The sequence below is a fragment of the Streptomyces sp. RLA012 genome (assembly GCF_056270325.1).
Window position 1 is genome coordinate 10,844,845 of record NZ_JBWDPA010000002.1, and the last position, 25,316, is coordinate 10,870,160.

Consider the following 25,316-nt stretch of genomic DNA (forward strand, 5'->3'; position numbering starts at 1 on the left):
GGAGAGCGTTTTGTCCCGGGGAAGTGTTTGGTTCGAAGTCAGGTGTAGCGCCAGTTCGGGGTGGATTGGCGGGTCAGTCGTCTGCTCATGAGGTCGATCATCGCGGGGCGGATTATGGCTTCGGAGGGGTGTGGGTGGGTTTCGTAGTCGCGGGTGGGGCGGTGGTGGTGCATGGGCCGGCCGAGGGTCCGCTCGGCGACCCGGCGTCGCGGGATCACCTTGAAGCCCTTCGCGGTCGGGTCGTGGTGGACGGCGTCGACGTCGATGCCGAGGGTGGCGCCGTGGTGGGTGGCTTTGGTGCGGTAGCCGGTGTCGGTCCAGGCCTTGGTAATCCTGGGGTGGGTGGCTGCGATCCGGGGGAGCAGGTGGATGCCGCCGGTGTTGTCGGAGATGCCGGCCGCGGTGACTCACACGGCCGGCAGCGGGCCGAGGGCGTCGACGCCGGGGTGGCGCTTGCGGCCTGCGATCTTCTTGCCTGCGTCGATGCCCCCAGCCGCGGCGAGGATGTCGCCGGGCGCGAGGAAGGCCGTACGTGATGGTGGGTTCGGTCCGGTACCGGACGACGGCCCGGGCCGCTGCCCGCCCCGGGCTCATCGGGTGACGATCGGCGTCACGAGGGCGGCGAGTACCGCCACGCCGGTCAGACCGATGAGCAGGGGCTCGCGGTATGACGGGTGGCGGTGCGTCAGATAGGCGAGGCCGCTGAAGATGATGCCGCCGACCAGGACGAGCAGCAGGACGACGAGCAGGGCGAGCGTGGACATGGGGAGAGGGTTCCCTTCGGGTTCGGGCATGCGTGTCTCGCATGCGGACCGGGAGCGTGGACGGCTCTCACCTCTTGCGTCGCGGGGTGAAGGCTCCGACAGGACCGGGAGTATGCGCTCGCGGACGGTTAGCGCGGCAAGCGATAAAACGGGGGGTGACATCCGGCTCCGCGCGCGTCCTCCGCCCTACAGCACCCGGCGGGTGCAGGGCGCGCAGCCGACGGAGGCGTAGCCGTCCATCAGTAGCGGGTTGGTGAGTACGCCGTGCTCGGCGACATACGCGTCCACGTCGTCCTGCGTCCAGCGGGCGATCGGGGAGACCTTGACCTTCTGCCGCTTCTCTGCCGAAGCGACCCTTCAAGGCTCTAAGCTGCGCATTTCGCCTGGCCGGGTCGGGGTGGTGGGAGGCTGCGGCGGAGAGAGGCAAGTCGCGCAACCCGCCCATGCGTGACGGCGTCACGTGCGGGCGGGCGGGCGGGTGCGGGCAACCGGGACCCCGGGCGGGACGTGCGGCCGGGGTCAGGGCGCCGCCGGGCCGCCGCGCCGCAGAGCGGTACGGCGGGCCTGCTCGGCGGTCAGCCGATTGTTCTTGTGCCGGACCCGTTCACCGACGGCCACTGGGTCGACGGCGCCGGCGGCCGCGGCGGCCTCCGTCCAGGTGGTCCCCTCGCCGTAGGCGTAACGCAGGTGGCAACTTCATCGACACCGCGACCACCTATACCGCCGGCAGTTCGGAGTCCATCCTTCAGAACCCGGGCGGGCGATGTGAACGCGGTCGGCAACCACCGCAAGAACCTCCGGCAGGCGGTAGAGGCGTCGCTGCGCCGGCTCCGCACCGACCACCTGGACATTCTGTGGGTGCACGCGCGCCAGGTCGGGTAGCCCGAGGGGGAGACTCCCTCGGGCTACCCGACCTGGCGACCTTGGGCTCAAGCGGACGGCGTGTCCGGGGACCGCAGGCCGAGCCACTGCTCGGCGTCCCAGGCCTGGAACCGCTCTACCTCGGTGAACCCCAGCTTTGCCGCGAGGCGCATCGAGCCGATGTTGGCGGTCTGGGTGGTGAGCACCACCGGCTCGCCGGGAAGGACGCCGTCGAACCAGTCGAGTGCCGCCGCGCACGCCTCGGCGGCGTACCCGAATCCCCACGCCCGCGGCAGGAACAGGTAGCCGAGATCGGCCTTCCCCGCGGCAGCCGGGCGGCGGTGCCCCGTTGCTCTCCTGAGCAGGATCTGGCCGATCATCGACCCGTCGAGATCAACGACGAAACTCCCGGGCCACCGCTCGGGCGTCCCGGGCATCTCGCGCTCAAGCTCGTCACGCGGCCGGGGGCCGCCGAGGTAGGTGTGCACCTCTGGCGACGCCAGCAGTTCGATGAACGCCGCACGGTCCTGGGCCTCGGGCTCACGGAGCACGAGCCTCTCGGTCCTCATGGGCTCAGGCGGCCAGGCGACGGGCCCCAGGTCTGACATGCGCGCAGGCTAACAGCGCGAGAGGCGCTGGAAATAGGTTTCCTCTCGACTGCCGCCCGGCCAGCGCGGCGCGCCATGCGGTGGCCGAGCCGCCCACTACCGCCGGTCGCCACCTCGTGGGTCAACCAGCCCGGCCTCACTGCCGGCACCGACCCGCAAGGGCGCGCCATGCAGCCGGCCGACCGCCGCGTCGCCGCCGTCCAACGCCCCTTCCCCGCAGCGAAGGCGCACCCCGGCGAAGGGCGCTGACCCGCACCCGTCGCTCCGCCCCCCGGTCGAATTATCCCGTCTTAGATGATCTGCTCCGAGGCCGTGGCTGAGACCTGCGTCGACTTGATCAACTGAGACGCGCGGTAGCAGGGAATCTCAGAGGTCTAGCAGAACTCCGTTAGGTTGCTCTGGCCCTTGGGTTTGGGCTGGTGGTGGTTGTTCTGGGCAGGGGGCGGTGGCAGGTGGTGCAGGTGCCGGTCCAGCAGTTCAGCAGGTCTTGGAGGGTGTCGAGGATCTGGTAGAGGGTGAGTTGGCTGTATCGGCTTGGGGCCGGGCGTTGTTCGGTGAGGAAGGCGTGGGCGGCGGTGACCAGGGTGACGTGGTGATGCCACCCGGCCCAGGAACGGCCCTCGAAGCGGTCCAGGCCGAGGCCGTGTTTGAGTTCCCGGTAGTCGTGCTCGATGCGCCGGCGGATCTTGGCCAGGCGGACCAGTTCAGCCGGCGGGGTGTCGGCGGACAGACTGGACAGCCAGTAGTCGCTGGGTGCTTCGGAGCCTTCGGGTCATTCGGCCGGCAGCGTCACTTCGGGCAGGACACCGTCCCAGCAGTCGCCCTGCGTGGTTGCGGCGGCCTGGGCCAGACGGCGGGCCCTGACGCCGGCGGGCCGCACCCGCACGGCCAGGAAGTGCGAGCGCATCGGCCCGCGGGAGCCTTGCCGCCAGGTGACCTCGTGGAATGCCGTCCGTCCGTGGCTCATCGCCGGCGCGGCCACCGGGGACGGCTTGTCCCGGTAGCGGGGCTGCGGCTTGCGGCCGTTGCCCGACCACGGCGGCGTGAGGGGCTCGGGGCCGTGCGGGTGGACGGTCATATCCGAACGGACCGCCACGGCATAGCCGATGCCCCGCTCGCTCAGGCCGGCCCGGAAGTCGGCGTTCTGCCCGTAACCGGCGTCGGCCACCACCACCGGCGGCACCAGACCCCACCCGGCCAGCTCGTCGATGGTGTCCAGGGCCAGGCGCCACTTCTCCCGGTGCCCGACCTCCTGCGGTATCCCGGTCTTCTGCCGCAGTACGGCATCGTGCGCCCACTCCCCGGGCACGAACAACCGCCACTGCAGCGGACAGGACGCGGTGTCGGAGACCGCGTGCACGCTCACCGCGAGCTGGCAGTTGGCCTGCTTGCCCAAAGCGCCGCAGTACTGATGCTGTTGGCCAACCCGGTCGGCCACGTCGGCTCCGCGGCATGTGTGCCGGAAGCCGTGAGCACTAGATCGATCTAGTGCTCACGGCTTCCGGGGAGAGTGTTCCCCGCGGCGGATTTGCCAACAGCATCAGTACTGGGGCGCGACCGCCACCGACATCTTCCCGTCCTTGGAAGTGGCACATTCTGTACCTCAACTACTCACACCCGGTGTTACGGGGCGAGCAGGTCGGCGAACTCGCGGTCGGTGGCGGCGGACCGGGCCTGATCGGCGCGGGTCCGGTAGTGGCCAGCGTTCGGTGTGGATTTTGGCGTGGTGCTCCATGTTGCGCCTGGTTCGCAGACGGCCGGCAGGCGACGCGGCCGGACGGATCGTGATGGGGTGTGGTCGGCCGTCAGCGTGCTCGCTCAAGGACAGCGCCGCCGATCGACCTGCCGAGGTGTTCCGTAAGGGGATCCCTCAACGGAACACCGGCCGAAGGGAACGGAGCCCCAGGTCAGGGTCTTCCGCATAGGTGTTCCGCGAACCGTCCCGGTGAAGGGGGGGCTATACGGACCAACCCCGGCCCGGGCGCTGGTGGTCGAGTCGGTCGCCTGCCCGGCGATCCGCAAGGTACGGGCCGAGTGCCTCACGGCGTGGGCCCAGCTGATGGAGGCGCTGGTGGCCGGGCGCCGCCCCGACCGGCCGGTACCGCCGATGGCCGGTACCGCCGCGATCGGGGCGGTCGTGTATCTGCCGGCCACCGCCATCGAGGAGGGCCGGGACCTGTCCTCGATGAGCGGCGTGCTGGCCGACACCGCCTAGCGTCTACTGGCCCGGCGGCGGGGCGGGCCCGCGGCTAGCTCAGATGCCGGGTGAAGAACTGGGCCGCGGCGTCCCCCGCGAACTGCGGGACGCCGGTGTGCCCGCCCATGTTGGCGTGCAGCGTCTTCTCCTTGGAGCCGAAGGCGTCGAACAGGTCCAGGGCAGTCTGCCGGTCGTTCCCTTCGTCGTCCCACTGGAGCAGGACGTGCAGCGGAATGGTGACCTGCCGGGCCTCCTCGAACATGGAACGAGGCACGAAACTCCCGGCGAACAGAACGGCGGCCGAGATGCGCGGCTCGACCACCGCCAGCCGGGTCCCGATGGCGATCACTCCCCCCGAGTACCCGACCGGGCCACCGATCTCGGGCAGCGAAAGGAGGGCGTCCAGGGTGGTCTGCCATTCCGGGACCGCCTTTTCGACCAGCGGGAGGACGAGCCGGTCCACGATGTCGTCGTCGACCGGCTCGCCGGCCTCCAGCGCCCGGCGCAGGTCGGCGCGGGCCTGCTCGGCGACGGCGGAACGGGGCCGGTCGCCGCTTCCGGGGAGCTCGATGGTGGCCGAGGCGAAGCCCTCCGCCGCGGAGTGCCGGGCCCGGGCCGCCAGCCGGGGGTACATCTTGTGCAGTCCGCCGGGGTGGCCGAGCAGGATCAGCGGCGCCGGTGCGGACGCGGATCCGGGCGTCCACAGGATGCCGGGAATCTCGCCGAGGGTGAATTCGCGCTCGAGGACGCCGTCATCGAGGCGTTGTTCAGAAGTGAAGTGCATGGTCGTGCCTTTCGGGAGTGCGCAGTGTGGCGCTCCCGGACGACCTATCGCCCGACCGTGACCCCGAAGGGGAGCACCCATGTCGATACTGTGTTCACGGGTACCACCTCCTCGTTCTCTCGCACGGCCTCCGGAAAAGTAGCAGTGGTCGCCGTGGTCCGCCAACGGGTTTTTGCGGAGACTCCGTGGCCGGATGCCAGGGAGTTACTCGCCTAAACGAGCGTTTTGTTCCGGGGAGGGTGTTTGGTAGCTCTTTGGGTGTCCGGTCGATTCAGGAGTGGTGGGGCTAGGGATATCTCGTGTGTCAGGTGATGCTGTTGACGCTATGTGCGGGCCCGTTTCCGTCCGTTCGATCTTGTCTGATCTCAAGGCGCCCCTACTGAAACCCATGTGCGCCCTGTCGGTACGAGGGTCGCGACGGTAGTACCGAAACATGACGCGACAGCGCCCGTGTCCCAGCAATCTGTCCGATGCCCGCTGGGAGTTGACAGAGCCCGCCCTGGCCGCCTGGCGCTACCTGCCGCACGACTTCGCGCCGTGGGAAACCGTCTACGGATACTTCGCCGCCTGGCAGAAGGACGGCATCCTCGTCCAAATGAACGGTCCCCTGCGTCAGTTGGTGCGGGAGGCCGAAGGCGGGGACGCCGAGCCGAGTGCCTGTGTGCTCGACGCCCAGAGCGTCAAGACCACCGCGAACGTCCCGGCCGCGGGCCAGGGCATCGACGCAGGCAAGAAGATCGCAGGCCGCAAGCACCACCCCGGCGTCGACACCCTCAGCCTGCCGCCGGCCGTATGGGCCACCACCGCCGGCAACTCCGACAACACCGGCGGCATCCACCTACTCTCCCGGATCGCCGCCGCGAACCCACGCCTCACAAGGCCTGGACCGACACCGGCTACCGCACCAAAGCCACCGACCACGGCGCCACCCTCGGCACCGACGTCGAAGCCGTCCACCGCGCCCCGACTGAACCGTTCCGGATTCGGTAGAGACTCTAGATTGTGGCTGTGGCCTGCAGTTTTGGCTGCTGTTGGTAATAGACGGCTTCGTATTCGGCTGGCGGGACGTGGCCTATCTCACCGTGGGGTCGGCGGTGGTTGTACCAGTCGGCCCACTCCGCCGTGGCCAACTCGACGTCGCTGAGGGCCTTCCATGGCCGCTGAGGCTTGATGAGCTCGGTCTTGTACAGGCCGATCGTCGATTCCATCAGTGCGTTGTCGAGGGCGTCGCCGACGGTGCCGATGGACGCCGCGATCTGTTCGGCGGTCAGGTGGGCGGCGAGGCGGAAGCTGGTGTACTGCGATCCGGCATCGGAGTGATGGATCAACTCCCCTGCGATGACAGGGGTGTTCGCGCGGTCACGTTGCCACAGGCCCATTTCGAGTGCGGACAGTACCAGCGGCGTCTGCTTGTTCGTCGCGGCGGACCAGCCGACGATCCGGCGGGAGAAGGTGTCCACGACGAACGCGACGTAGATGGTGCCCGACCAGGTGGCCACGTAGGTGAAGTCGGCGACCCACACCCGGTTGGGGGTGCTGGCCACGAACTGCCGGCCCAGCCGGTCCGGGGCCCGGTCTGCTTCCTTGTCCGCCCTGGTGGTGACGGCCTTCTTCCCGCGCACCGCTCCCGTGATGCCTTCGGCCTTCATCAGGCGCTCGACAGTGCACCGGGCCACCTGATGTCCTTGCCGTTTCAGTTCGGCCCAGATCTTGCGGGCTCCGTGGACGCTGTAGTTGTCGCGGTAGATCTTGGTGATGAGCGGTGCCAGTTCCGCGTCCCGCAGTGAGCGGGCCGACGGCATGCGCTTCTTGTGTGCGTAAAAGGTGGACGGGTGGATGCTGCAGTCGTGCTCGGTGAGCGTCCTGCAGATCGGCTCGACTCCGCCGAAGCGGTCCCGGTGCTCGTCGATGAACGCTACGAGCGTGTGTGTGGCCGGTCGAGCTCGGCCGCGAAGAAACTCGCCGCAGCCTTCAGGATCTCGTTCGCCCGCTTCAGCTCGGCGACTTCTTTCCTGAGGGACTTGAGCTGGGCGGATTCCCCGGTCGTGGTACCGGTCCGGGCACCGGCGTCGACTTCGGCCTGACGCACCCAGTTCCGCAGGGACTCCGGCCCGATGTCGAGTTTCGCTCCGATCGAGCGGATCGCCGCGGACTCGGTCTTGTACTGATCACGAGTCTCCAGGACCAGACGCACGGCCCGCTCCTTGAGCTCCTTGGGGTATTGCTTCGCCATAACGGACTCGATCCTTCCAAAAGATCGAGCCTCGATCAAACCCGGAACGGTTCACACTCCACGAGGTCGCCCGGGAGATCGCCGCCCGGCTCACGGCCACCTTCCTCGCCGACGACTCGGGCCGACGACTCGGGCCGACGACTCGGGCCGACGACTCGGGCCGACGTCCCGTGCACGGGACGCAGCGGAAGTTCCAGACGGACCCGCACTGGCAGAACCTGCCGCAGTTCTACGAGTACTTCCACGGCGACACCGGCGCCGGTCTCGGCGCCAGCCACCAGACGGGCTGGAGCGGACTGGTCGCGGTCACCGCCGGCCTGTTCCAGCCGGCCGACCCCGAGCAGTGGCCCGCCCGCAGCCTGGAGGTCTAGGGTGAAGACAAAGTGGTTGAACTGCGGACGGAGTCTCTCATGAGCGCCCTGAACCCCCTGGACCTCGCCGCGATCGAGGCGGAGCGTGCACGCATCCGGGACACCCACCTGACCTCGGACCGGCCCGCGAGCTCCGCGCGCGGACTGCACCACGTGGCACTGCTCTCCGCGGACGTGGAACGGACCGTGCGCTTCTACCAGGGCGTCCTGGAGTTCCCGCTCACCGAGGTGATCGAGAACCGCGACTACAAGGGTTCCACCCACTTCTTCTTCGACATCGGCAACGGCAATCTGCTGGCCTTCTTCGACTTCCCCGGCCTTGACCTCGGCCCCTACACGGAGGTGCTCGGCGGACTGCACCACCTCGCCATCTCCGTCGACCCCACCACCTGGCAGCGGCTGCGCGAACGGCTCGGCGCCGCCGGGGTCGAGTACCAGGAGGAGAGCGGGACCTCGCTCTACTTCCGCGACCCCGACGGCGCCCGCGTCGAACTGCTCGCCGAGCCGCTGGGGGAGATGTACGGCACCTCGGTGCGCTGAGGGGGTCCGGCCCTTTCGCACGGGACCCGCTCGCCGCCCGGTCGTCGTTCGGCGCACGGTCGTTGTTCAGCGCCCGATCGTCGGTCAGGCGCACGGCCGTCAGTCAGCGCAAGGTGTCCGCCCAGTTCGCGGGGACGCGCCCCGCGGGGCCGGGAACGGGCTGGTCCGCGGGGTGGCTGAGCGGGGGAGCGAGCTCCGGGCCCGACTCGTACATCTCGGACGTCTCGAAGTTCCAGAACCAGGCCTCGCCGGGCTCGAAACTGCGGATGAAGGGATGGCCGGTGCTCTGCGCGTGCGCGGTCGCGTGCTTGGCCGGGGAGTCGTCGCAACAGCCGATGTTGCCGCACTGCGCACAGCGCCGCAGATGGAACCACCAGCCGTCGACGGCGTCGCACTCGGCGCATCCCGTACCGCTCGGCGGGATGCTCGGGTCGATTCCGGCGGGCAGGCTCATGAGGACTCCTCGGGTGTTTCGGTGTCCGCGGCGGTCAGCGGCAGACGGACCTGGAACCGGGTGTCACCCGGGACGGACTGCACCTGCAGACTCCCGTGGTGCTTGTTGACGACGATGCGGAAGGAGATGTCCAGACCGAGCCCGGTGCCCTCACCCACCGGCTTGGTGGTGAAGAACGGGTCGAAGATCCGGTCGCGGATCTCGTCCGGGACCCCGGGACCGGTGTCACGGAACTCCACGAGCAACTGCTCCCGGTCGAGCGCGGTGCGCACGGTCAGCTCTCCCTCGCCGCCCATCGCCGAGACGGCGTTGTCGATGAGGTTCGTCCACACCTGGTTCAACTCGCCCGGGTAGGCGGGAATCTTCGGCAGCGTACGGTCGTACTCCTTGATGACCCTGATGCCGGGCCCCATCTTCCCGGACAGCATCATCAGTGTGCTGTCGAGGAGTTCGTGCACATCGGCGACCTGGTACGGCGCGCGGTCGAGCTGCGAATACTGCTTGGCCGCGCCCACCAGGTGCGAGATACGGGTCGTGGAGTCCTCGATCTCGTTCATGAGGAGCTCGGTCTCCACGGTGTAGTTCAGCCAGTGGACGGCGCCCTGGAGCGTCTCCTCGTCCACGGCCGCCGCGACCTGGTCCAGCCAGTCCGTGTCGAGCCCCGCCTGCACGAAGGTCGGCGCGAGCTGCCAGCCGCCCGCGATGTCGTGGTCGTCGAGCCAGTCGGCGAGCGCGTCCTCCCGGTCGGAGGCCTCCAACGGGCTCAGCGGCGTGGCCTTGGCGACCTGCTCGGCGGTCCGCTCCTGGATCTCGACGAGCGTCTCCAGGGTGTCGCGCGCGTACGGTCCCGCCGCGATCACGCCGAGCTTCTGCCGCATGTGGGCCACCCGGTCCCGCAGCGCGGACGTGGCGCGCACCGCCGCCGCGGCCGGGTTGTTGAGCTCGTGCGTCAGCCCGGCCGACAGCGAACCGAGCGCCAGCAGTCGTTCGCGCTGCCCGATGGCCCGCTGGGTGTTCTGGGAGCCGTAGAACAGCCCTTCCAGCAGATGCACGGCCATGGGGAACCAGTCCCGCATGATCGAGGAGAAGGTCTCGGCAGGCAGGATGAAGAACCGGGAGGGCACCGTGACGCGCAGCGAGCCCTTGTAGCGCGCCTGATCCGGCCCGCTCACATAGGCCTGGGTGGCCCCCGCGTACACCCCGCGCTGGGAGTTACGGATGGTCTCCACGTCGTCGCCGCCGACCCGGCGCGACATCACGAGGGTGCCTTCGAGGAGTACGAAGAAGCAGGTCGCCGGATCGCCCTCGGTGTAGACGGGACCGGGATCGAACTTCTCCACCCGGCCTTCCCGGCACAGCCGCTCCAACTGGTCCGTGTCCAGCTTCTCGAACAGGAACAGCGTCCCGAGTTCCGCCCTGTCGCACGGCATCGGCCGCCCGCTCACGACTGCTCCAGATAACGGTGGACGAGCATGACGGCCATGGCTCCCTCTCCGACCGCGGAAGCGACCCGCTTCGCGGACTCGGCACGTGCGTCCCCGGCCACGAACACGCCGGGAACATTGGTCTCCAGGTGGTACGGCGGCCGGTCCAGTTCCCAGCCCTTGGGCGGCTGCCCGTCGACGGTCATGTCGGGGCCCGCCGGGATGAATCCGCGCTCGTCCCGGAGCACCGTCCCCTCCAGCCAGTCGGTGAGCGGGGCCGCGCCGATGAACACGAACATCCACTGCGCGTCGACGAGTTCGGTGTGCCCGCTCGTCACGTCCCGCAGGGTGAGCTGCTCCAGATGGTCGGTGCCGTGCGCCGCGTCGACGACCGTGCGGGTGCGCACCATGATGTTGGGCGCTTCCTCGATCTGCTGGATCAGATAGTGCGACATCGAGGCGGTCAGTGAGGGGCCGCGGACGAGGAGGGTGACCGACTTGGCGCCCCGGGACAGATACATGGCGGCCTGCCCGGCCGAGTTCGCCCCGCCCACGATGTACACGTCGTGGCCCTGGCACGCGGCCGCCTCGGTCAGCGCCGAACCGTAGAAGACCCCGCACCCCGTCAGATCCGCCAGGCCGGGCGCGTTCAACTGCCGGTACGAGACACCGGTCGCCAGGATCACCGCGTGCGCGGAGATCGCCGAGCCGTCCGAGAAACGGATGGTGCGGGACGCTCCGGTGACCTCAAGTCCGGTCACCTCCCGCGCGGTCAGGATCTCGGCGCCGAACTTCGCCGCCTGCCGCCGCGCCCGGTCGGTGAGCTGGCCCCCGGACACCCCGTCCGGGAAGCCGAGGTAGTTCTCGATGCGCGAGCTCTGCCCGGCCTGCCCGCCGGTCGCCGACCGCTCGACCAGCACCGTCCGCAACCCCTCCGAGGCGCCGTACACGGCCGACCCGAGCCCGGCCGGACCGCCGCCGATGACGACGAGGTCGTAGAACTCCGCCGTCGGCGTGGTGGCGAGCCCCACCTGCGCCGCGAGATCCGGGTCGTCGGGCTCGACGAGCGGCGTCCCGTCCGGCGTGATCACCAAGGGCAGCCGTTCCCCGTCCTGACCGGCCGCGGACAGCAGCCGCTGCCCCTCCGGGGTGTCCGACGAGTACCAGCGGTACGGCACCTGGTTACGGGCCAGGAACTCCCGTACGTCCGAGGAGCGCGCCGACCAGCGGTGCCCGACCACCTTGCAGGTCGCCACCGGCCGGTAGTCGCTGGCCCGCCAGGCGTCCAGGAGATCGTCGAGGACCGGGTAGAGCTTCTCCTCCGGCGGATCCCACGGCTTGAGCAGATAGTGGTCCAGATCGATCACGTTGATCGCGTCGATCGCCGCGTTCGTGTCCGCGTAGGCGGTCAGCAGCACCCGGCGCGCGCCCGGGTAGACGTCGAGCGCCTGCTCCAGGAACTCGATGCCGTTCATCTGCGGCATCCGGTAGTCGGCCAGGATCACCGCCACCTGGTCACCGCGCAGCTTCAGCTCCCTGAGCGCGTCCAGCGCGGTCTCCCCGGACTCCGCGCGCACGATCCGGTGCGACTCGCCGTAGCGGCGCCTGAGGTCACGCGCCACGGCGCGCGACACCCCGGGATCGTCATCCACGGTCAGAATGACGGTCCGCGCTGAACCGGCGGCCTGTGCCATACGTCTCCCACCCCGAGATGGTCAGTGTCGTCCCGGCCGCCAGGTACGCCGGGCGACGCCGCACGGCCGGTACACGCCCAATCGTATGTATGAACGGGCACCTTCGCTCTCGAACTGCTCCGGCCCGCCTCTCACACGGGCCGTACAGGGGCCTGCTCCGGTGGCAGCAGGGACTCCCGCATCTTGGGGAGGATGTTGGTGACGTAGTCCTCGACGGCCGTGTCCAGACCGATGTCGTGCTGGGCGTGCTCGGACAGGTACCAGCGGTGTTCGAGGAGCTCGTGGTAGATCTCGGCCGCGTCCATGGAGCCGCGCAGGTCCGGCGGCACGGCCCGGACGGTCGGCCGGAACACGTCCCGCACCCAGCGGTGGGCGAGGACCTCCGGACGGGCGGCATGGGGGTACCGGTACCCCCTGCTCGCGCGAGGCCGAGAGCTTGGGGGAGGGTCGCCGGGCGCGTAGTCGTCCTGGGTGGCCATCCAGCTCTCCAGGTCGTTCAGGAGCCGGCGCGCCTGGTTCTCCTCGGTGTCCAGCCCGGTCAGCCGCAGCAGCTGGCGCTGATGGTGGCCCGCGTCGACGACCTTGGGCACGAAGGTGACGGTGTCCCCGTTCGGAGAGTGCTCTATCTGCATCTCGGCGACGTCGAAGCCGAGGTCGTTGAGGCGGCGGATACGGCGGTCGATGTAGTGGTGCTTGCCCGCCGGGTACACGGACGTGCGGGTCAGCTCCTCCCACAGGCCCTGGTAGCGCGCGACGATCTCCATGCCGAAGTCGATCGGGTCGACCGAGGGGTGCAGGGCCCCCGCAGCCTCCAGGTCCAGCAGCTCCCCGCTGATGTTGACGCGGGCGAGATCGAGGTCGTAGTCCCGCTGCCCACTGCTCAGCCGGGGGTGCAGCTCCCCGGTCTCGGCGTCCACGAGATACGCCGCGTACGCCCCGGCATCGCGCCGGAACAGCGTGTTGGACAGCGAGCAGTCGCCCCACGCGAACCCCGCCAGGTGCAGTCGCACCAGCAGCACCGCCAGCGCGTCCATCAGCCGGTGCATGGTGGCGGGCCGCATGGTGGTCTCGAACATCGACCGGTACGGCATCGAGCCGCCCAGGTGCCGGGTGATGAGGACGGGCTCCAGCGGCTCGCCCTCGCTGTCGGTGCGCCCGGTGACCACGGCGAGCGGGTCGACCGCCGGTATGGACAGCCGGTCCAGGCTGCGCAGCAGCTCGTACTCGCGCAGGGCGGGCCGCTCGGCGAGCTCCTTGACCGCCACGACCTCGGTCCCGGCGCGTGCGTAGCGCACCACGTGCCGGGAGATGCCGCGCGGCAGCGGGACCAGGTAGTGCTCGGGCCACTCCTCCAGCGGGAGCCGCCAGGGCAGTTCGAGCAGGAGCGCGGGATGCTCCGGGTTGGTGGCGCTGATCTGCAAAGCCATCGACGGGCTGCCCTCACCTCGGGGTCGAACGTGTATCTGGCTCCAGCATCTATGAACGATCCGTGAGGCGGAAGACGCGACGGGCGGCGCACCGCACGGCTACCTCGACACGGCATCGACCAGGGTCGCCAGCGCGAGGGCGAGGCGCGCGAGCCCCGGGCCCGCCGGGCCGCCCGGCTCGGTCATGTACGTGTCCCGCCGGATCTCCACCATCAGGGCCGTGACCCGCGGGTCCTCGCCGTGGAAGCGCAGGGGTACGTAGGCGCCGGAGAACGGGCTGTCGATGCCGACCTCCCCGAACCCTTTCTCCTCAAATGCTTTCTCCTCGAATGCTTTCTCCCTGAACGCTTTCTCCGCGAGGGCGACGAGCCCCGGAGGGGTGTGGAAGGCGTCGGTGCCCAGACAGATCGGCGGCCGCGGGCCGTCCCCGTGCAGCTCGTACGGCAGCCGGGCCGTCGGATACGAATGGACGTCGACGACCACGGCCCGTCCGGCGACGGCGAGCCGGTCGGCCACGGCCGCCGTCATGGCCTGCGCGTACGGGTGGAAGTAGCGGTCGATCAGCGGCCGGGGGTCGAGGTCCGGCGGCCGCAGCGGTGCACGGTGCGTCGTGCGTGTGTAGACCGCGCCCATCCCGACGGACAGCATCTCCTCCCGCTCGTCCGGAAAGCGCTCGGGGTCGACCACCAGCCGGGACAGCCGGTTCACGAACCGCCACGGGGTGACCCCGGCCGCCCGCGCCGCGGCCGCGGCCAGCTCGGCGGTGTGCGCGTCCGTGATGTGGTCCAGCTCGCTCGCCAGCGAGGCGTCGTCGAGGGCGATGCCGGCGCGCACCGGCGCCGGTATGCGCCGGGAGGAGTGCGGGACGTGCAGGATGACGGGAGAGTCGTGGGCGCCGGGGAGGAGCTCGAAGGAGCCGGGGGTCCCGTCGGAGGGGGCGGCCTCGCGGGAGTCAGCGGTGTGGTTCACGCGAGATTCCTATCGCGGACCGGCTCCCGCCCGCACCCGTCAGCGGATGCCGCCGCCGTGGCGCGCGTAGTGCTCGATCAGGGCCGCGCGAGTCGTTTCCAGCCGGTGCGCGAGGATTGCGGCGATCGTGCGCGTCATCGCCAGTTCCAGCGCCGGATCCTGGGCACAGAGCCTGAGTACCTCCACGGCATCGAATTCATACGCGCGTACGGGGCTGAAGGCCTCGGCGCCGAAGTCCCACTGGTGCGGAGGGAACAGCCACGACCAGCCGAGCAGATCGCCGGGCCCCAGTGTCGCGACGGAGATGCGTCGCTCCCCGACGACCCGCTGGTACAGGGAGACCGTTCCCGAGCGGACCACCCAGAACCGGTCCGCGGTTCCCCCTGCTTCGAAGATCTTTCCGTCCGCCGGGAAGGAGACCTCCCGGGCCAGGGCCATCAGCCGTTGACGGTGGTCGGGGGAGAGGGCGGGCAGCAGCCGGAGAGCACTGGGCATCGCGGACCTCCATCGCGCCGCCACAGCCCCCGGAGGTCCGACGGCGCATGTCGTACCGGTGTATCCCGTCACCCTCCATTGGACCGGGAACCACGGGATTCGTCGCGCCGGGGGCGAGATTCGTCCGGGCGCCCCTCAGGGCAGGGGCTGTTCGGCCCAGATGACCTTGCCGGCCTGGGTGTACCGGGTGCCCCAGCGCTCCGCGAGCTGGGCGACGAGGAACAGACCGCGTCCGCCCTCGTCCGTGGTGGTCGCGTACCGCAGATGGGGCGAGGTGCTGCTGTTGTCGGAGACCTCGCAGATCAGGCTGCGGTCGCGCAGCACACGGACGTGGATGGAGCCACCGCCGTACCGGATCGCGTTGGTGACCAGCTCGCTGAGGATCAGCTCGGTGGCGAACGCCATGTCGTCGAGCCCCCATGCGGCCAGCTGCCGGGCGACCGAGGCGCGCACCTCCCCGACGGCCGCGGGCTCGGAGGGCACCTGCCACTCGGCGATGTGCTCGGCATCGAGGGCGCGGGTGCGCGCGACGATCAGGGCGATGTCGTCGCTCGGCCGGGCCGGAAGCAGGGCGTCGAGCACGGCCCGGCAGGTGTCCTCCGGTGACCCGTCGGCCCCGGCGAGGGCGCTACGCAGCAGTTCGAGCCCTTCGTCGATGTCCCGTTCCCGGTCCTCGACCAGCCCGTCCGTGTAGAGAACGAGACGGCTGCCCTCCTCCAGCTTGAGTTCGGCCGTCTCGAACGGAAGGCCCCCGAGCCCCAGCGGCGGACCGGCGGGCACCTCGGGGAACTCGACGCTGCCGTCGGGTCGGACCAGTGCCGGCGGCGGATGGCCGGCCCGGGCGACGGTGCACAGCCGGTCGGTCGGGTCGTAGACGGCGTACAGGCAGGTGGCGCCGGTGATCGCGGCGCTGTGGTCCGTGGCCGCCTCGTCCTGGTCGATACGGCCCACCAGCTCGTCGAGGAGCCCGAGGATCTCGTCGGGCGGCAGGTCCAGGGCGGAGAAGTTGTGCACGGCGGTCCGCAGCCGTCCCATGGTGGCCGCGGCGTGCAGCCCGTGCCCCACGACATCGCCCACGACGACGGCGACCCGGGCCCCGGACAACGGCAGCACGTCGAACCAGTCCCCGCCCACCCCCGCCTGGGCCGGAAGGTAGTGGTAGGCGATGTCCAGGGCGCTCTGCTCGGGCAGGCTGCGCGGCAGCAGACTGCGCTGCAGCGTCACGGCCATGGTGTGTTCGCGCGTGTAGCGGCGCGCGTTGTCGATGGAGACGGCGGCCCGGGCGACCAGTTCCTCGGCCAGGGCCACCTCCTCCTCGTCGAAGGGCTCGGGCTTCTCCGAGCGCCAGAAGTTGACCACACCCATCACCAGGGGGCCCACCCGCAGCGGCACGGTGATCAGCGAGTGGATCCCGTACTCCACGACCTGCGCCGTGCGCTCCAGATCCTGCGCGAGCCAGCCGGGGGCCGCTTCGAGCTCGGGCTCCACGACCGCCTCGCCCGTGCGCAGGCTCCGGGCCTGCGGTGAGGAGGCGACGAAGCGGATCTTCTCTCCCACCGGGTAGAGAGGGGAGTTCTTGCGGATGCCGCTGCACGCCGTACGGCGCAGTTCGGTGACCGTTTCCGGTTCGTCCCCGCTCAGAACGGCGTCGGCCAGGTCCACGGTGGCGAAGTCGGCGAAACGTGGGACGGCCACCTCCGCCAGCGCCTCGGCGGTGCGGGTCACGTCCAGGCTGGTGCCGACGCCCACCCCGGTGTCGTACAGCAGTTTGAGGCGTTCCCGTGCCACGTCGGCCCGGCCGGAGAGCGCGCGCAGCTCGGTCGAGTCACGGAGCGTCGCGACGCTGCCGGGCGGGCCGCCCTGCAGGTCCGTGGGCCGCTGGTTGATGGCCAGCAGCCGGTCCCCGACCAGGTGCACCTCGTCCGTGGCGACGCGTCCCGACGCCAGCAGTTCGGCGGTGTCCGTGTCGAGCCCCAGTTCCAGGACGTGCCGCCCCTCGGCGTCGGCGGGCAGATCGAGCAGGCGGTGCGCCTCGTCGTTCGCGAGGAGCAGCCGTCCCTCGCCACCGGCGATGATCACTCCCTCCCGGACGGCGTGCAGCACCGCGTCGTGGTGCTCGTACATGCGGGTCATCTCGTACGGGCCCAGGCCACGGGTCTGGCGCAGCAGCCGTCGGCTCACGAGTGCCGTACCCCCCGTGGCCAGGGCGAGCGCGGCGCCGGCCGTGGTCAGCAGGAGGGGCAGCTGCCGGTTCGCGACACCACCCACCTTGGCGGTGGTGATACCGGCCGACACCATGCCCACGACCTTGCCGTCGGTCGCCCGCACGGGAACCGTGGCCTGCACCAGCGGCCCTATGGTTCCGTTGACCTCCTCGATGAGGGAGTGGCCGGCCAGGACGGGAGCGATGTTCCCGACGAACTTCTTGCCGACCCGGTCGAGTTTGGGGTGGGTGTAGCGGATCCCGTCGGTGTTCAACACCACGATGAAGTCCACCTGGGAGGCCTTACGGGCGGCCTCGGCCCGCGGCTGCAGCACGGCCGTGGGGTGGGCGCTGCGCAGTGCCTCACGGATGCCGGGCGAGTTGGCGAAGGTCTCGGCGACGGCGAGCGAGCGGTTGCGGGCCTCCTGTGTGCTGTCGTGCCGTACCTGCAGCACCAGCGCCACCACCGCGGAGACGACCAGGAGCAGCACGATCACCACTTGCAGCATGAAGACCTGGCCCGCGACACTGCGTCCGCTCAGCGCCGACCGCAGTCCCGCGGCGCGTGTGCGCCCTGCGCGCGGACCGTCGGGGGAAGGGGCCGACGGGGCCCGGGATCGACCCAATCGTCGGACCATGTGCCCATGTCTACACTGCCCGGCGCCGCGAGGCGAGAGGCACCACGTGTGGTGACATGGCGCCCGCCCCCTCGCCGGCGCGTGCTGCTGCCGGACCGATCTGGTCGCATCATGGAGAAGAATTGGTTTTGCCCGCATTTGTATCTCTGGCACTGTCTCGGGCGCGGGAGGTTGTCATGCAGACTCAGGACCGTTACCGGTTGACCTTCACTCATCAGGAATCAGGTGTCGGCGTCATCACCGACGAGGTGGTGGTCGAACGGACCGACAGCCTCGGGCCGGGCGGCAACCCGGTGTACGCCGACCCCACCGGCATCCTCCGTGCCGAGATCAGCTCGGCGGGGGAGGTACGGATGCTCGCCAGCGGTGGTTACCAGTCGCCGATGGTGCCCACCGCCGAACCGCTCCCCTGACCACCGGCCCCATCACCGGCCTCACCCCCGGCCCGCCCGCCCGACTGGGACCGCGACGGGCCGGGTACGGAGGGCACGGGCCGGATCAGGACCGCCAGGGCGCCGAGGGTGAGCACGCCGCCCACCAGGAACGTGCCGCGCACCCCGACTGCGGAGAGCAGCGCGCCGCCGGTCAGTGCGCCCGCCGCGACGCCCGCGTTGAAGGCGGCCGAGTTCGCCGCCATGGCCAGTTCCGTGCGCCCGGGAGCGACTTGGAGGACCTGACTCTGCGTGGCCATGAAAACGGGGCCCACGGACGCGCCCAGGAGCATCAGCAGGGCGACGGTCGCCACTTGGCTGCCGCCGCCCAGGTACAGACCGAGCAGCGCCGCCGCCTGGGTCGCCACGGGAACCGTCAGGGTCGCGCGAGGGAAGCGGTCGAGAAGGGGGCCGGCCGTCGAGACGCCCACGATTCCCGCCAGCCCGAACACCATGAGCAGGACACTCACCGAGTCCTCGGAGAAGCCGCTCACCCGGTCGAGGAAGGCGACGATGTACGTGAACCCCGCGAAGGCTCCGGTCACGGACAGCGTGGTGGTCGCCAGCACGACGGTGAAGCGGCGGACGTCGGGAGTGGCCCCGAACGCGGCGTGCCCCTCCCCGGGACGTGACGTCGGCAGCAGGACGGCGATGGCGACGAGCGAGACGAGGCCGAGCGCGCCCAGCACCACGAAGGGCGCACGCCAGCCGCTGTGCGCCCCCAGCCAGGTACCTGCCGGAACCCCGAGCACCGTGGCGAGCGAGCCCCCGACGGACAGCAGCCCCATGACCCGCCCGCGCCGCTCGGGCGGGAACAGCCCCACGGCGACGGGGCCCATCACCGCCCAGAACAGCGCCTGGGCCAGCGCGGTCGCGACCCGTGCAGCCAGCAGGGAGCCGTACGAGACGAACCCCAGCGCCGATACCCAGCTGGCCAGCACGAGCAGCCCCAGCAGCCCGGACAGCAGATGGCGGCGCGGGATCGATCGGGTGGCGTGGGCGACCGGCAGCGAGACGACGGCCACCGTCAGGCCGTAGCCGGTGACCAGCAGTCCCACGGACGTGAGGGACACCCGCAGGTCGTCCGCCATGAGCGGGAGCAGTCCGACGGGGAGATTCTCCGTGGTGTTGAAGGTGAAGGCCGCCAGCATGATCGCGGCGACGACGGCGGCTCTGCGCCAGGCGGTGGGACCTACGCTCGCCATCCACGAGCCTTTCTCCGAGGCGTTGTCGAGGTGCTGTCGAGGTGTCGTTGAGGTGATGCCGAAGGGGAGTCGAGCGGGAGTCGAGCGGGAGTCGAGGGAGTCGGCCGAGGGCGGCCGGGGGGAGTGACCGGACGCGGCCACGGGCAAGCGTGCGGGGTCCTCACGCGGCCCACTACTCTTTCGGCTGGAGCCGAATCCCTCACCAGGTCCCGTGAGCCCCGTCGACGGCTCACCGGAGGCCGTCTTGCCGCTGACCCTGCACCTCGGCACCGACGACCTGACGCGCTGCCGTTTCGCGGTGTCCCCGCTCTGCCAGACGCACGAGGCGCTGCGCATGCTGCGGCGTCCGGCCCGGCACGCCTTCCACCGGGACTGGCTGCGGCGGGTGCGCGACACCGTGGCGGCCCTGGACCTGTCGGAGCTGTGGCTGTTCATCCCCCGCAAGGGCGGCTACACCCCGGACTTCCTGGGACCGCCACCGCGGGAGCCGAACGCCTCCTTCGAGGAGGAACTGGCCCGGATGCGCGCCACCGACCCCGCCATGGCCCGTACGGAGCTGGCGCGTTCGCTCGCCTGCACACCCGGCGCGGCCGAATCGCCCTACGGCCGTGCGGCGTTGGACGACCCCGCAGCCGTCGTGCGACGCCTCGCCGACCTCACCGAGCGGGCCTGGCAGGCGCTGCTCGCCCCGGACTGGCCCCGTCACCAGGCCCTGCTGGAGGCCGATATCGCGTATCGCTCACGGCAGTTGGCGGACGGCGGCCTCGAAGCGCTCTTCGCCGACCTGCACCCGGAGATCGCGTGGACGGACGACACACTCACCCTGGGCATGTACGCCGCCCACGAGGCCGCCCAGGGCGCCGACGGGCGTGGGGTGCTGCTGATGCCCAGCGTCTTCGTGCGGCCGGACGTGGTGAGCGGCTTCGCCCGGCCCTGGCAGCCGACGGTGATCTATCCGGCCCCCGGCACGGGCGGCCCGCCGGCCGGGGCCGCACCGGACGAGGCGCCCACGGCCCTGGCCCGGCTGCTCGGACACCACCGTGCCGCCGTCCTCGCCGGTCTCGACGGCCCCGCCTCGACCACGACCCTGGCGGACCGCCACGGGCTGGCCCCTTCGTCGGTCTCGGCCCATCTGACGGTGCTGCGCGAGGCGGGACTGCTGGTGTCGTACCGTCGGGGCCACTACGTCCTCTACGAGCGCACGGCGCTGGGGGACGCGCTGGCGGCCGGGGCCCGATGAGTCAGGCGGCGCCCTTGGAGGTCACGGTGAAGTGCGCCCCGTCGGGATCGATCAGGATCGCTTCCGTCGAGCCGAGGCCCTGCTGGTGGGCGGTGCCCCCGTGGGCGCGCGCGGCGCGGGCGCAGGCCTCCACGTCCTCGACGGTGAAGTGGATCTGCCAGTGCGGCCTGATGGTCGGGTCGGGGGCGGCCCCCACCGCGCCCGAGTGGATGCGGGCCACGACGTCGCCCCGGCTGCGCAGGACGACCTCGTTGTCCTCGTAGTGGACCTCGCAGCTGCCGGGGCGCGGGCTGGCCCACTCCAGGACCTCGGCGTAGAAGATGGCGGCGTCGAAGGCGTCGCGGGTGTGCAGCCGCACGAAGACCGGTGCCGCGTGGCGCCACGTCTCCCAGCCGGACACCAGCCGGCCCTCCCAGATGCCGAAGACCGCCCCGTCCCGGTCGGCCAGCAGCGCCGCGCGGCCCGGCGGGAACGAGATGGGCCCCACCGCGGTCGTACCGCCGCGCTCCTGGCTGCGGGACACGGTCTCGTCCGCGCTGGAGACGGCGAAATAGGGGGTCCAGGTGGCCGTCCGCACTCCGATGGCGGACATCGGCGAGACACCGGCGACCGGCACCCCGTTGACCCGCGCGAACCGGTAGAGATCCTCGCCCAGCTTCCCCGCGTGCCACTCCCAGCCCAGTACGGCGTGGTAGAAGTCCTCTGCGGACTGCAGATCGTGCGTGGTCAGGCTGACCCAGCAGGGGGCTCCGAACACCGAGTGACTGGAGAGAACCGCACGGTCGAGTGTTCCGTCGCTCTTCATCGCTGTACCGTCCTGACCTCACGGGCCGGCAGCGGCCGGCCGCGGGAGCCCCGGGATATCGGTGGCGTGCGGTACGCCGCCGACATCCGCCCAGCCGAGAGAGGCCTTCCGCATGCGGAAGGCCTCCGACGTCTTCAGGAGCACCTGCGGATCCGCTGTCCCATCAGATCCAGCATCCCCCGGCTCGGCGTTTCGCGCACCATACGAGGACGCAAGCGGTCATATGTGCGATTACCCGCGCGGCCGCTCGAACGTCAGGAGCAGCCCCTCGACCGCGCCGGGACCTATGCGGCCCTTGACGTCGGCGGAGGTGATGGCCTTGAGCGCCCAGCCGTCCCCGGCGTGCTTGTTGAGGACCTTCTCCAGCTTGTCGCTGTCCAGCGCGTCGCCGATCAGCGACTACCGGAAGGTGACGACCTTGTACTCGTACGTGTAAGGGTTGCTCATGGTTGCGGGGCTCTCCTGCGAAGTCGGTCGATCCGGCATGGCCGGGGCCCACCCAATCACTGTTCGATGCCGCGGCACAGGGGAGGGCCCGGTTCGTACGCATACCTTGGTTGAAGGTTCATAAAGGGCTGGTCCGGGGTGCGGACGGGACCGGTCGGGCGGAGAGGGGCACATGGAAGAGGCACGGGCCGGGGGCCACATACGCAACACCGGCGACACCTTTGGGGATGCTTGGGCCGACGGCTTCGCGGCCCTGCGGACGCGCGAGTTCGGCTATCTCGACGAGGGCGGCCACACCTACCTCGACCACACGGGCGCCGGGCTTGCGCCACGCTCCCTCGTCACGGGGAGCGCCGAGCGGATCACCGGCGGGTTATTCGGCAACCCGCACTCCGAGAGCCCGGCCTCCCGTGCTTCGGGGCTCCTGCTCACCGAGGCCCGCCGGGCGGTCCTGAGGCACTTCGACGCCGACCCCGCCGAGTACGCCGTGATCTTCACGCCCAATGCCACGGGAGCCCTGCGCCTGGTCGGCGAGGCATATCCGTTCGCCCGCGGCAGCAGGCTGGTGATGTCCCTGGACAACCACAACTCGGTCAACGGACTGCGGGAGTACGCACGGGCCCGGGGAGCCGCGACGGCGTACGTCCCGGTGAGCGGGTCCGACCTCCGGCTCGACGAGGAACGGCTGCGCGCGGCGCTCACCGCACGCGGTCGCGGTCCCGGCCTCCCGGGCGGTTCGGGTCTCCCGCGCCGTCCCGGCCGTCCGGGCCGTCACGGTCTGCTGCGTCGGCGGAGCGGCGCGGGGCCGCGCGGACTGCTGGCCTACCCGGCACAGAGCAACTTCACCGGCGTCCGGTATCCGCTGGAGTGGATCGCACGGGCCCAGGAGCACGGCTACGACGTCCTGCTGGACGCGGCCGCCTTCGTACCGACGAACACCCTCGACCTCGGCCGGTTCCACCCGGACTTCACCGTGGTCAGCTGGTACAAGGTCTTCGGCCATCCCACCGGCATCGGCAGCCTGATCGCCCGCCGGGAGGCACTCGCCAAGCTGCGCCGCCCCTGGTTCTCCGGCGGCACGATCTACGCGGTCAGCGCCCAGGCGCAGTGGCACGTCCTCGCGGACGACGAGGCGGCCTTCGAGGACGGCACCGTGAACTTCCTGTCCATCCCGGACGTCACCGCCGGGCTGGAGTGGATCGACCGCCTCGGCATGGACCGGGTGCACGCCCATGTCACCGCCCTGACCGGGCAACTGCTCGCCGGACTGCAGGGGTTGCGGCACAGCGACGGCTCCCCGATGGTCCGGGTCTACGGCCCCGAACAGGCCGGGCCGGCCCGCGGCGGCACGGTCGCGCTGAACCTGCTCGGAGCCGACGGCCGGATCGTCGACGAACGGATCGTCACCCGCGACAGCGCCGCGCTCGGCATCTCGCTGCGCACCGGCTGCTTCTGCAACCCGGGCGCCGGCGAGGCGGCGTTCGCCCTCCCGCTGGGCCGGCTGCGGTCCGCGGCGAGCAGACAACTCCGCTCACTGGAGGACTACTTGGAGGTGCTGCGGATGCCGACGGCGGGCGCCGTCCGCGTCTCCCTGGGCGTGTCCTCGCAGCCGAGGGACATCGAGACGTTCCTGACGTTCGTGACCCGGGCCTACCGCGACCGGGTACCGGGGGTGTCGGGCCTCGCGGCCCGGGTGGGGTGCTGAGGGCACGCGCCCTGGGGTGCGCGGGAGGTTGCTACGGGATGCCCTGGGTGCCTGGGCGGGCAGCCGAGAGTGCTCGTGGTCGCCGGGGCGGGCGGGGCCCGGCGCTCACCGTCCGGCCCGGCTCCGTACCACGCCCTCCCGGCACTTGCGCACCAGGATCACCCATGTCACCGCCAGGAACAGCAGCGCGAACCCCGCCAGGATCAGCCAGCCACGGCTCGCCGGATGGCCGAACGAGTCCCCGTACGAGTCCAGCAGCGGCGGGCCCAGCGGTGAGGCGCCCGCGCGCCACAGCGACTCCAGGCCGACCCCGCTGCCCAGCGCCTCGAACGCCCACCGGTTGGTCATCGCCCAGCTGATCGCCTCCCCGGCACCGGTCATCCGCGGCACCGGCACGAAGGCACCCGAGAACAGCACCTGCGGAAAGCACAGCAGCGGCAGCATCAGCGTGGCCTGCCCCGGGTCCGTCACCGCGGCCGAGGCGAGCAGCCCCAGGGCGAGAGCGGCCGCCGAGGCCAGCACGCTCGACACGAACAGGGATCCGTACGTGCCCCACCCCGCCGCGGGCAGCCGGTCCAGCGCCCGCAGCACCACCAGCAGCAGCGCGTCCGCGACCGCGAGCACCGGCAGCATGACGGTCAGCTTCGACGCGACGTACGGACCGATCCGCAGCCCGGCCAGCCACTCCCGGCGCAGCACGGACAACTCGGTGCAGATCTGCAGCAGCCCGTACGTCAGCCCGAAGAAGAACGCCCCGAACGCGATCCAGAACATGATCATCGCGGTCGAGCCCGGGTCCGGTGCCGCGGGATCGAACGCACCCGAGCGGAACAGCACCGCGAACATCGCCACGATCATCACGGGTGAACCGGCCAGCACGGCGACCGAGAGCCGATGGTGGAGGAGCAGGGCGGTACCGCGACGCGTGAGCAGTGACCACTGCCGCAGGGCGCCAACACGCCTGGCGGGAGGGGGAGATGCGGGAAGATCGGACGAAGTGATCTCCTCCCGTGCCGCGGGCCGCTCGACGCGTACCCCGTCGGCCACCGCCTCGTACACCTCCTCGACCGCGCCCACCCCGAACGCCCCGCACAACGCGCCCGGCTCACCGGCGTACGCCACCTCGCCGCCGGGGGAGAGGAACACGACCTGGTCGCCGCGGAGCAGATCGGCGAGAGTGTGGGTGGTGAGCACGACGGTGGTGCCGCCCCCGGCCAGCGCGCGCAGCGTCCGCAACAGGGCGGCCCCGGTCACCGGGTCGAGCCCGGAGGTCGGCTCGTCGAGGAGGAGCACCCGCGGCCGGGTGAGCAACTCGGCGGCGATACTGGCCCGTTTGCGCTCCCCGCCACTGAGCGCGTGCACGGGCGTCGCCGCCCGATGGGAGAGACCGAGAGTCTCCAGGACCCGGTCCACACTCGCGGCGACGGACGCGGCCGGGGTGTCCGGCGGCATCCGCAGCCCCGCCGCATACACCAGCGTCCGGCGCAGTGGCAGCTCCCGGTGGATGATGTCCTCCTGCGGTACGAATCCGAACTCCGGCCCCGGCGGCCCGGGCCGCGCCCCGTCGTGCAGGACCGTCCCTTCGCCCGGGGCGCGCAGCCCGGCGAGCGTCTGCAACAGGATCGTCTTGCCCGCCCCGCTGCTCCCGGCGATCACGGTGAGCCGCCCGGGAGCGACGTCGAGGGACACGTCGTGCAGGACGCGCCCCGCACCGCGTATGTGCTGACTCACCCGACGCGCCCGGATGCGAAGGCCGTTGACCGAGGTGAGGGAGGCGTCGGCGGGCGAGGGCGGCTGCGGGGGCGTCGGCATGGGTGCAGC

Annotated in this window: 21 protein-coding genes and 5 pseudogenes; 8 read left to right on the forward strand and 18 right to left on the reverse strand. The window is 70.9% G+C overall.

Translation table 11 applies throughout. The features are described from left to right. Window positions 1-38 precede the first annotated feature (38 nt). The 3 genes and pseudogenes from RV986_RS49435 to RV986_RS49445 form a co-directional block, all read right to left on the reverse strand. Window positions 39-494 (reverse strand): annotated as a pseudogene (locus RV986_RS49435) (transposase); the annotation flags it as partial. Between the two features lie 96 nt (window positions 495-590). Continuing rightward, window positions 591-764 (reverse strand): hypothetical protein, encoded by a 174-nt coding sequence (locus tag RV986_RS49440; protein WP_475923651.1) that lies wholly within the window; start codon window positions 762-764, stop codon window positions 591-593. A 189-nt stretch (window positions 765-953) separates the two neighbouring features. Continuing rightward, window positions 954-1,106: pseudogene (locus RV986_RS49445) on the reverse strand (phosphoadenosine phosphosulfate reductase domain-containing protein); the annotation flags it as partial. Between the two features lie 338 nt (window positions 1,107-1,444). On the opposite strand from RV986_RS49445, the pseudogene RV986_RS49450 reads away from it, so the two are divergent. Then, window positions 1,445-1,634 (forward strand): annotated as a pseudogene (locus RV986_RS49450) (aldo/keto reductase); the annotation flags it as partial. A gap of 59 nt (window positions 1,635-1,693) precedes the next feature. Here the strand turns inward: RV986_RS49450 and RV986_RS49455 are convergent. After that, window positions 1,694-2,233: a GNAT family N-acetyltransferase gene (locus RV986_RS49455; RefSeq protein ID WP_475923652.1), complete on the reverse strand. Its 540-nt coding sequence runs from the start codon at window positions 2,231-2,233 to the stop codon at window positions 1,694-1,696. A gap of 477 nt (window positions 2,234-2,710) precedes the next feature. Next, a pseudogene (locus RV986_RS49460) lies at window positions 2,711-3,659 on the reverse strand (IS701 family transposase); the annotation flags it as partial. 519 nt (window positions 3,660-4,178) lie between these two features. Between RV986_RS49460 and RV986_RS49465 the strand changes: the two are divergent. Then, window positions 4,179-4,448 (forward strand): hypothetical protein, encoded by a 270-nt coding sequence (locus tag RV986_RS49465; protein WP_475923653.1) that lies wholly within the window; start codon window positions 4,179-4,181, stop codon window positions 4,446-4,448. A 34-nt stretch (window positions 4,449-4,482) separates the two neighbouring features. Here the strand turns inward: RV986_RS49465 and RV986_RS49470 are convergent, their stop codons facing one another. After that, a complete protein-coding gene (locus tag RV986_RS49470) occupies window positions 4,483-5,214 on the reverse strand; it encodes a dienelactone hydrolase family protein (protein WP_475923654.1) in 732 nt (243 codons plus the stop codon). 433 nt (window positions 5,215-5,647) lie between these two features. Here RV986_RS49470 and RV986_RS49475 point away from each other — a divergent pair. Then, window positions 5,648-6,180: pseudogene (locus tag RV986_RS49475) on the forward strand (transposase); the annotation flags it as partial. Between the two features lie 29 nt (window positions 6,181-6,209). Here the strand turns inward: RV986_RS49475 and RV986_RS49480 are convergent. Continuing rightward, a protein-coding gene (locus RV986_RS49480) for an IS3 family transposase (protein ID WP_475923655.1) occupies window positions 6,210-7,447 on the reverse strand; the annotation gives its coding sequence in 2 pieces (ribosomal slippage) (window positions 6,210-7,174 and window positions 7,174-7,447; 1,239 coding nt in all). Window positions 7,448-7,617: 170 nt separating this feature from the next. Here RV986_RS49480 and RV986_RS49485 point away from each other — a divergent pair. After that, the gene (locus tag RV986_RS49485) at window positions 7,618-7,818 is read left to right on the forward strand and encodes a hypothetical protein (protein ID WP_475923656.1); all 201 of its coding nucleotides are present in this window, start codon (window positions 7,618-7,620) and stop codon (window positions 7,816-7,818) included. Window positions 7,819-7,857: 39 nt separating this feature from the next. Further along, window positions 7,858-8,358, forward strand: a complete 501-nt coding sequence (locus RV986_RS49490) for a VOC family protein (RefSeq protein WP_475923657.1) — start codon at window positions 7,858-7,860, stop codon at window positions 8,356-8,358. A 103-nt stretch (window positions 8,359-8,461) separates the two neighbouring features. Here the strand turns inward: RV986_RS49490 and RV986_RS49495 are convergent, their stop codons facing one another. From RV986_RS49495 to RV986_RS49525, 7 genes are all read right to left on the reverse strand, one after another. Then, window positions 8,462-8,812, reverse strand: coding sequence for a UBP-type zinc finger domain-containing protein (locus RV986_RS49495; RefSeq protein WP_475923658.1), 351 nt, complete (start codon window positions 8,810-8,812; stop codon window positions 8,462-8,464). After that, window positions 8,809-10,257, reverse strand: a complete 1,449-nt coding sequence (locus tag RV986_RS49500; protein ID WP_475923659.1) for an ATP-binding protein — start codon at window positions 10,255-10,257, stop codon at window positions 8,809-8,811. Before RV986_RS49500 ends, RV986_RS49495 begins: the two co-directional genes overlap by 4 nt. After that, window positions 10,254-11,930, reverse strand: coding sequence for an NAD(P)/FAD-dependent oxidoreductase (locus RV986_RS49505; protein WP_475923660.1), 1,677 nt, complete (start codon window positions 11,928-11,930; stop codon window positions 10,254-10,256). Before RV986_RS49505 ends, RV986_RS49500 begins: the two co-directional genes overlap by 4 nt. Window positions 11,931-12,061: 131 nt before the next feature. Continuing rightward, window positions 12,062-13,357 (reverse strand): DUF4032 domain-containing protein, encoded by a 1,296-nt coding sequence (locus RV986_RS49510; protein ID WP_475923661.1) that lies wholly within the window; start codon window positions 13,355-13,357, stop codon window positions 12,062-12,064. A gap of 99 nt (window positions 13,358-13,456) precedes the next feature. Next, window positions 13,457-14,326, reverse strand: coding sequence for an N-formylglutamate amidohydrolase (locus RV986_RS49515; RefSeq protein ID WP_475923662.1), 870 nt, complete (start codon window positions 14,324-14,326; stop codon window positions 13,457-13,459). 39 nt (window positions 14,327-14,365) lie between these two features. Beyond that, entirely contained in the window at window positions 14,366-14,821 is a 456-nt protein-coding gene (locus RV986_RS49520) for a cyclic nucleotide-binding domain-containing protein (protein WP_475923663.1), read from the reverse strand. Between the two features lie 135 nt (window positions 14,822-14,956). Further along, the gene (locus RV986_RS49525; RefSeq protein ID WP_475923664.1) at window positions 14,957-17,662 is read right to left on the reverse strand and encodes a SpoIIE family protein phosphatase; all 2,706 of its coding nucleotides are present in this window, start codon (window positions 17,660-17,662) and stop codon (window positions 14,957-14,959) included. A 176-nt stretch (window positions 17,663-17,838) separates the two neighbouring features. Here RV986_RS49525 and RV986_RS49530 point away from each other — a divergent pair, with 176 nt between their 5' ends. Beyond that, window positions 17,839-18,075, forward strand: a complete 237-nt coding sequence (locus RV986_RS49530) for a DUF6296 family protein (protein WP_475923665.1) — start codon at window positions 17,839-17,841, stop codon at window positions 18,073-18,075. Here RV986_RS49530 and RV986_RS49535 read toward each other — a convergent pair. Continuing rightward, window positions 18,033-19,298 (reverse strand): MFS transporter, encoded by a 1,266-nt coding sequence (locus RV986_RS49535; RefSeq protein ID WP_475923666.1) that lies wholly within the window; start codon window positions 19,296-19,298, stop codon window positions 18,033-18,035. The two genes, RV986_RS49530 and RV986_RS49535, sit on opposite strands and share 43 nt — an antisense overlap. Window positions 19,299-19,542: 244 nt before the next feature. Between RV986_RS49535 and RV986_RS49540 the strand changes: the two genes are divergently transcribed. Beyond that, window positions 19,543-20,538, forward strand: a complete 996-nt coding sequence (locus RV986_RS49540; RefSeq protein WP_475924693.1) for an ArsR/SmtB family transcription factor — start codon at window positions 19,543-19,545, stop codon at window positions 20,536-20,538. A 1-nt stretch (window position 20,539) separates the two neighbouring features. Here the strand turns inward: RV986_RS49540 and RV986_RS49545 are convergent, their stop codons facing one another. Both RV986_RS49545 and RV986_RS49550 read right to left on the reverse strand, forming a co-directional pair. Continuing rightward, window positions 20,540-21,343 carry a VOC family protein gene (locus RV986_RS49545; RefSeq protein ID WP_475923667.1) on the reverse strand — a complete coding sequence of 268 codons (804 nt, stop codon included), beginning with the start codon at window positions 21,341-21,343 and terminating at the stop codon, window positions 20,540-20,542. A 231-nt stretch (window positions 21,344-21,574) separates the two neighbouring features. Next, window positions 21,575-21,739, reverse strand: a complete 165-nt coding sequence (locus tag RV986_RS49550) for a DUF4177 domain-containing protein (RefSeq protein ID WP_475924694.1) — start codon at window positions 21,737-21,739, stop codon at window positions 21,575-21,577. A gap of 223 nt (window positions 21,740-21,962) precedes the next feature. Between RV986_RS49550 and RV986_RS49555 the strand changes: the two genes are divergently transcribed. Continuing rightward, window positions 21,963-23,495, forward strand: a complete 1,533-nt coding sequence (locus RV986_RS49555) for an aminotransferase class V-fold PLP-dependent enzyme (protein WP_475923668.1) — start codon at window positions 21,963-21,965, stop codon at window positions 23,493-23,495. A gap of 105 nt (window positions 23,496-23,600) precedes the next feature. Here RV986_RS49555 and RV986_RS49560 read toward each other — a convergent pair whose 3' ends face one another. Beyond that, window positions 23,601-25,307, reverse strand: coding sequence for an ATP-binding cassette domain-containing protein (locus RV986_RS49560; RefSeq protein WP_475923669.1), 1,707 nt, complete (start codon window positions 25,305-25,307; stop codon window positions 23,601-23,603). Between the last annotated feature and the right edge of the window lie 9 nt (window positions 25,308-25,316).

What these genes read in the sequence shown, in the direction of transcription:
- RV986_RS49555 (WP_475923668.1), top strand. Translation starts at nt 21,963, where the DNA reads ATGGAAGAGGCACGGGCCGGGGGCCACATACGCAACACCGGCGACACC.
- RV986_RS49560 (WP_475923669.1), bottom strand. Translation starts at nt 25,307, where the DNA reads ATGCCGACGCCCCCGCAGCCGCCCTCGCCCGCCGACGCCTCCCTCACC.
- RV986_RS49510 (WP_475923661.1), bottom strand. Translation starts at nt 13,357, where the DNA reads ATGGCTTTGCAGATCAGCGCCACCAACCCGGAGCATCCCGCGCTCCTG.
- RV986_RS49525 (WP_475923664.1), bottom strand. Translation starts at nt 17,662, where the DNA reads ATGGTCCGACGATTGGGTCGATCCCGGGCCCCGTCGGCCCCTTCCCCC.
- RV986_RS49535 (WP_475923666.1), bottom strand. Translation starts at nt 19,298, where the DNA reads ATGGCGAGCGTAGGTCCCACCGCCTGGCGCAGAGCCGCCGTCGTCGCC.
- RV986_RS49505 (WP_475923660.1), bottom strand. Translation starts at nt 11,930, where the DNA reads ATGGCACAGGCCGCCGGTTCAGCGCGGACCGTCATTCTGACCGTGGAT.
- RV986_RS49440 (WP_475923651.1), bottom strand. Translation starts at nt 764, where the DNA reads ATGTCCACGCTCGCCCTGCTCGTCGTCCTGCTGCTCGTCCTGGTCGGC.
- RV986_RS49520 (WP_475923663.1), bottom strand. Translation starts at nt 14,821, where the DNA reads ATGCCCAGTGCTCTCCGGCTGCTGCCCGCCCTCTCCCCCGACCACCGT.
- RV986_RS49530 (WP_475923665.1), top strand. Translation starts at nt 17,839, where the DNA reads ATGCAGACTCAGGACCGTTACCGGTTGACCTTCACTCATCAGGAATCA.
- RV986_RS49495 (WP_475923658.1), bottom strand. Translation starts at nt 8,812, where the DNA reads ATGAGCCTGCCCGCCGGAATCGACCCGAGCATCCCGCCGAGCGGTACG.
- RV986_RS49455 (WP_475923652.1), bottom strand. Translation starts at nt 2,233, where the DNA reads ATGTCAGACCTGGGGCCCGTCGCCTGGCCGCCTGAGCCCATGAGGACC.
- RV986_RS49470 (WP_475923654.1), bottom strand. Translation starts at nt 5,214, where the DNA reads ATGCACTTCACTTCTGAACAACGCCTCGATGACGGCGTCCTCGAGCGC.
- RV986_RS49545 (WP_475923667.1), bottom strand. Translation starts at nt 21,343, where the DNA reads ATGAAGAGCGACGGAACACTCGACCGTGCGGTTCTCTCCAGTCACTCG.
- RV986_RS49490 (WP_475923657.1), top strand. Translation starts at nt 7,858, where the DNA reads ATGAGCGCCCTGAACCCCCTGGACCTCGCCGCGATCGAGGCGGAGCGT.